Here is a 5,779-nt window from a genome sequence, read left to right on the forward strand (position 1 = left end):
TACCCTCATGTCTGCGAAGAAATCTGCTGGTCAGCGTATTGGGGTGGGGTCGGCGGCGATTTATGCCCGGATTTCCTCGGATGCCGACGGCACGGGGTTGGGGGTGGCGCGGCAGTTGGAGGATTGCCGCAAGCTCGCCGCTGATCGGGGTTGGCCGGTCGGCGCCGAGTATGTGGACAACGATGTGTCGGCGTTTTCCGGTAAGCCACGCCGCCAGTACGCGCGGATGCTGGCTGATCTGGCGTCGGGTGATCGTGATGCGGTGATCGTCTACAACCTGGATCGGCTGCATCGGCGTCCGGTGGAGCTGGAGGAGTTCGTCACGTTGTGCGAGTCGGTGGGGGTGCGCGATGTGGCGACCGTGACCGCCGACATCGACTTGGGCAACGATGATGGGCTGTTCATGGCCCGCATTTTCGCCGCGTTCGCCGCCAAAGAGTCGGGCCGCAAGTCGGCACGCATCCGCCGCAAGATGTTGCAGAACGCCCAAGCAGGGCTACCGCATGGCTCAGCGCGCCCATTCGGGTATGAAGCCGACAAGATCACCGTGCGCGAATCAGAGGCCGCCGTCATACGCCAGATGGTGGACCGGTACCTGGCGGGCCAATCACTGCGCTCGTTGACAATCTGGCTCAACGACTCGCAGATCACCCCGAGCGTGGCGAAATCGTGGCAGACCTCGGCGGTGCGCCAGGTGTTGTCCTCGGGCCGTATCGCGGGGCTGCGGGAGCATCGCGGCGAGGTGATCGGCACCGCTGTATGGCCGGCGATCATCGCCGTCGCTGAGCGTGATCGGGTGCTGGCACGGATGGCGGCACGCTCGGTGACCAAAACCCGCACCGCACGCACCTACCTGCTGTCAGGGATGTTGCGGTGCGGGCGCTGCGGCAATCGTCTGTATTCGCAAGCACGGCACAGCAATCCGCAGAATCGAGTACGCCGCTACGTATGTCTGAAAGGGCCGGATCATGGTGGGTGTGGCCGGTTGACGGTGGTCGCCGCCCCCGTCGAGGAGTTGTTAGCCGAGGCGGTGTTGGCGCGGCTGGATTCACCGCAGTTGGCCGACGCGCTGGCCGGCAAAGCCACCGCTGATGCCGATGTGACCGCCTTGGCCGCCCAAGTCGATGCCGGTCAGGAACGTCTGGATGAGCTGGCCGGCATGTATGCCGATGGCGCGATCACCGCGCGGGAGTGGATCGCGGCGCGTGATCCGATCACCGAGCGCATCACCGCGGCGCGTCGCGATATCGCCGCGGCGACTGACACGACGGCGGTCTTTGAGTTGGCCGGCACTGGTGGGGTGTTGCGCACCGAGTGGGACGGGCTGGATGTGGGTCGCCAGCAGGCGATCATCAAAGCGGTGTTGGATCACGCGGTCATCGCACCGGGCACACCGGGTGCGCGCCGCCTGGACATCGACCGGGTGGCACCGGTGTGGCGGGTGTGAGCCGATGGCCGCGCCTGGTCGTGGTTCGCCCCGAGTAGGGTTGCGATCCGGTCGATGACGGTCGGGTCGGTGACGGTGACCGCCACGTCTTGGCGTCGACACGATGCGGTCAGCCACGCGATGAATTCGGGACGTTCATGCAGTGGCACCGCGCCGCCATCACGGTTGCCTGTGGCGACACCCGGCGCTACCTCAGCCATCACCGGCCCCATGCGGTGCTGACGGGATACGCCCAGCGGCAGTTCGAGATTCGGTGACTCCGACTATTCGGGCGTGAATGTGGCGCAGGGCCGCTGAGACGACCAGTACAAAGTCCCCGGCGCTGGTGTGCCCGGCGCGGTCGAATTCCCACAGCACCCCATCGGTGTCGATGGGCTCGTGCCACCTGCCAGGGGCTCCGATCACGTCGCCGGCCAGGCGGATCGGTTTTGTTTCGTCGTTTCGTCGTTCCGTCGTTTGCGCCACCTGGTTGCGGGTCCAGGTGGCGCGGGCGGTGCGCAGGGCACCCATGGTGGTCGAGTAGTTCCGGGATTTGGTGGTGATGTGGCCGCGGTAGCCCAGGGTGTGCAGCCAGCGCCCGATCCCCGCCAACGACCCGCCTTCGGCTGCTGCGTGTTCGGCGATTTGGGCGATGGTGGCCAGGATGGCGCGGATGTGTTCGCTGACGTGCAGGTCGCGGATGGCTTCTGCGGATAGGCGTCGGGCGGTGATGCCGAAGTCGTGCAGAGATTTGGTGACGTATTTCGCCAGGTATGCCGCGACCCGACGTGGCGACAACCGCGATGCTGCAGTGTTCGCGTTGTTCGCGGTGTCGGAATCGGGTGCCGCTATATGTATTTCGGCTGTCAATGCTTGGGTGTCGATCTGGGTGCCGAACCGCAGTGTCCGCAATCCACTCTGGTCGGGATCGCCGTCGCCGGTAGCTACGTCGATGCTGACACGGCGGGCGGCCCGCTGGATCAGGGCGGCCAGGTCGGTGGCGGTGAACGGTGACGACCAGCCGGTGTTCTGGTCGTCTATCGGACGGGGCTCCCCGCCACCCCAAGGGGCGGCAGGGCCGTGACACTGCGGGGCATCTGATCCGGTGCTGTCGTTGCCGGCGGGTGGCGGGTCGAGGCGGATCAGGGCGTGGATGTGCGGGATGGCGCGGGCTTGCAGTTCCACGACTTTGACGAAACTGACCCGCACCGAACCCGACTTGACCCCAATCGTTTTCAGCTGTGTTGAGACGGCCCGGCGTAGCGAGATGGTGAACCGCCGCCACAGTTCCGGCAGATGCCAGGCGAACAGCACATGCCCCAGATAGTCGTAGCACTGGCGGCACAATGGTTGGCCCACCACCGCGTCATCGACGGCGTGGATCATGGTGCAGCGGACCGGATTGCCGTGCCGGCACCGAGCAGCCGACCGGGCGGATTTGGGGTGACAGGGTGCGCCGGTGGCGTTATGCACGGCCCCGTAGCCAGGCGCGGTCAAGGTGGTGAACACCTGCGGACGGGCCGCTACCTCAATCGGCACGTTGTGGTGGCCGCCGGCGGCTCCGGCGTGCACGAGCTGCCAGGTGTCGCGGCCGTACAGGTCTGAGCACGACGGGCATACCGACGCGCGGCGGTTGTTGCAGCGCGTCCACACCGTGTGCTGGCGCCCGGCGGGGTCGGCACCGCAGAGCTGGATGGGGTGGGCGCAAAAGCCGACCGATTCGACCCGCTGCCACCACGACTCGTAGCTCGGAGCGGAGGCGCGGCGCAGCATCTGAGCGATCACCGGCCCAGGGTCAACGGTGCTCGGCAGCCCCGGCAATGACATGGCTGCTGGGGTGGTCATCGCCGCGTCCCTGGGCCGCTGTGGTTTGCCGTGGGGGGCCGAAAGTGGGTGGCCAGCCAGGCGATGTCGGTGTCGGTGACGTGGAAGGCTCGTACCCGCGCCACGCTGGTGGTGCCGTCGGTGAGCACGTAGCCGACTCCGGGGGTGGCATCGGGGATGTCTTCGCAGCGCGCCCCGCCTTGATGGGCTGCGGTTGAGAGGATCATCGCGGTCTGGGTGGCCTCGGTCATGCGCAGTCCGACTCGCACCGGGAACAGTTGGCGCAGTGCGACTACGTCTTTGGAGGGGTCTTGCACCGCGGCGATCACCGACACGCCGACCGCGCGGCCCTGGGCCAGCCACCGCCCGAGCAGCTGTTCGACCTCGGTGCGTTGTTTGCGCTCGGCGTAGGCGGTCAAGGAGGCCAATTCATCCACCAGTAACACGATGTGCGGCTCGGCGCGGCTGGGACGGTGTGTTCTGGTGGTGCCGCGCAGCCGTTGAGCGCGTGCGAGCATCGTTTCGGTGGTCTCGCGCAGCACCGCCAGGATGGCGTCGGGGTCGTGGGCGAACCGATCGAACAATGCCTCACCGGCACCGAATTCCATGCCGCCCTTGGGGTCAAGGCAACGCACCGCGACCAGCCCGGCCTTGATGGCAGGCGCCAATCCGGCCAGCAGTGACCACAACACGCTGCCCTTGCCGGCCCCGGTGGCTCCACCGATGAGGATGTGGCCCCCGGCCACGGGTAGCGTCCAGGTGTTTCCGGTCTCGGTGACCCCGACCGGCACGTGGGCCAAGCGAAGCGCCGAATCCGCTGCTGGTCGAGGTAGGGCTATGGGGGTGGCCAGGGCGTCATGGTGGCGGATGCGGATCACGATGTCGCTGCCCCGCCCGGCGTCGACCGGGCCGGCGCCGATGGTCACGTGTTGGGCGCCGAATGCGGCGGCCAGCCCGTCGACTTGGCCCTGCCACGTTTTGACCGATTGGCCGACCAGCAGTCGCACCAGCAGCGTGTCGACTGCCGCCCCGATGCGCACCTCGCGCAACTGTGGTATCAGCGGGTTGGCGTCGGGCTTACCGCGCTGGGCGATAGTCAGGTCGTGGCGTTCGCAGATGACCCGCCAGCGCCGCCAGTACACCAGGTGAGCCCGCCGATAATCGGCGACCGGCTTACCGATCAGCCGCTGATAGGAGTCGGGCCAGCCCAACCGCCACCCTAAGATGGCGGCTGCCCCCATCACGATGGTGACCAGTGCACACTGCGCTCCACCGATCATCGCAGCGGTGGCGGTGATTGCCAGTAGCGCAGCGATATCCGGCCAACGCAACGCGAACCGGAACACCCCGATCCCGGTCAGTTTGACCGTGTCGACGAGCAATTCGCCGATCCAGTCGTCGTCGGATGACCCGTTTGCCTTACCGCTTGGTGTCATTGGTCCGCTGGTCCTTCCGTCGATGGCGACCGCACGCCGTTGGCTGGGCAATCACCGAAATGGGTTTGGGTGAAAGTGGTTTCGCGAAACGGGAGGGCGCCAGGCGGGTGCTTATGATCGCCTGGCGCCCACCGCGCTAGCTGGTGCCGGTTTGCTTGGCTCCGCTTGTGGGCTGGGAACTACCGCCCGATGCCGCAGGACGGGGCGCCAAGCCTCCCGCCGCAGGACCCCCAGACCGGATTGAGGTCGCCCGAAACGCCACCCCGGAGCGATCCCCTTGTGACCACGGGATCGCGATCAACCCGTCGAGGCTGACCGGCTCACCGACTTTGACCTCAGGTTCCCCGGCCACGGTCACGGCAAGCACCTCGCCGCCGTCGGGGTCCAGGGCCATGACTTGGACCTGCCAGAGCACCAGGCCCGTTTCTTTGTCGATGCGCGGGGCGCCGGTTTCGTGCACCGTGCGCTGCTCGGGGACACGGGTGCAGAAGAACTGCACCGCCTTGGTGTCGATGCGTAGCCGCATGTCTGATTCCCTTCCTGTGTGGATACGGCCGCTCGTCGGCCGTGACTCCACTCCAGTCGGGCAACTCGGACATCTGTACCGCATCTTTAATGGCATCTGCGGACATCTGCGTGACACACTCGGGACAAGCACCGACAACTTGATCGACAGCGATGTCATCGCAGGTAGGAGGACCAGCGGGTGGGCAAGGACGGGGCCGCGTGGGTGCCTAACGACAAGCTGCGCTACTACATGGACCGCAAAGGGCTCGACGCCCAGGCGCTCGCCGAGCTCATCGAAGTCGACGCGAAGACCGTGGAGCGCTGGCTGACCGGGGAATCACGGCCCTACCGCGACAATGCCCGACGCGCCGCCGAGGAGCTGGACTGCGACCGGGCCGACATTTGGCCCGACCTGTTCCCGATCATGGCTCCGCCCAGCGCGGGTACCGTCGCGGTCAGTGTGTACGGCAGCCGCGCCGACGTGCCCCCCACGGTGTGGACCGAGCTATTCGGCGCAGCCGTCGAGCACATCGACATCCTGGTCTACGGCGGCACCTTCCTGTTTGACGGCGTTCCCCGATTCCGC

Annotated in this window: 5 protein-coding genes; 2 read left to right on the forward strand and 3 right to left on the reverse strand. The window is 66.8% G+C overall.

Going from position 1 to position 5,779, the window contains the following annotated elements; genetic code table 11:
* The first annotated feature begins 7 nt into the window (after positions 1 to 7).
* Positions 8 to 1,447, forward strand: a complete 1,440-nt coding sequence (locus AC2VOU_RS13155; protein WP_486957782.1) for a recombinase family protein — start codon at positions 8 to 10, stop codon at positions 1,445 to 1,447.
* A 192-nt stretch (positions 1,448 to 1,639) separates the two neighbouring features.
* On the opposite strand, the gene AC2VOU_RS13160 is transcribed toward AC2VOU_RS13155, so the two are convergent.
* The 3 genes from AC2VOU_RS13160 to AC2VOU_RS13170 form a co-directional block, all read right to left on the reverse strand.
* Positions 1,640 to 3,271, reverse strand: coding sequence for a replication initiator (locus tag AC2VOU_RS13160; RefSeq protein WP_486957778.1), 1,632 nt, complete (start codon positions 3,269 to 3,271; stop codon positions 1,640 to 1,642).
* On the reverse strand, positions 3,268 to 4,686 hold the full coding sequence (locus AC2VOU_RS13165) for an FtsK/SpoIIIE domain-containing protein (protein ID WP_486957779.1): 1,419 nt from the start codon (positions 4,684 to 4,686) through the stop codon (positions 3,268 to 3,270). The genes AC2VOU_RS13160 and AC2VOU_RS13165 overlap by 4 nt, the downstream gene beginning before the upstream one ends.
* Before the next feature lie 136 nt (positions 4,687 to 4,822).
* Positions 4,823 to 5,212 carry a hypothetical protein gene (locus AC2VOU_RS13170; protein WP_486957780.1) on the reverse strand — a complete coding sequence of 130 codons (390 nt, stop codon included), beginning with the start codon at positions 5,210 to 5,212 and terminating at the stop codon, positions 4,823 to 4,825.
* Positions 5,213 to 5,392: 180 nt separating this feature from the next.
* Here AC2VOU_RS13170 and AC2VOU_RS13175 point away from each other — a divergent pair.
* A partial coding sequence (locus AC2VOU_RS13175) for a helix-turn-helix domain-containing protein (RefSeq protein ID WP_486957781.1) occupies positions 5,393 to 5,779 on the forward strand: 387 nt, incomplete at its 3' end.

The sequence above is a fragment of the Mycobacterium sp. TH-M25 genome, assembly GCF_057473665.1.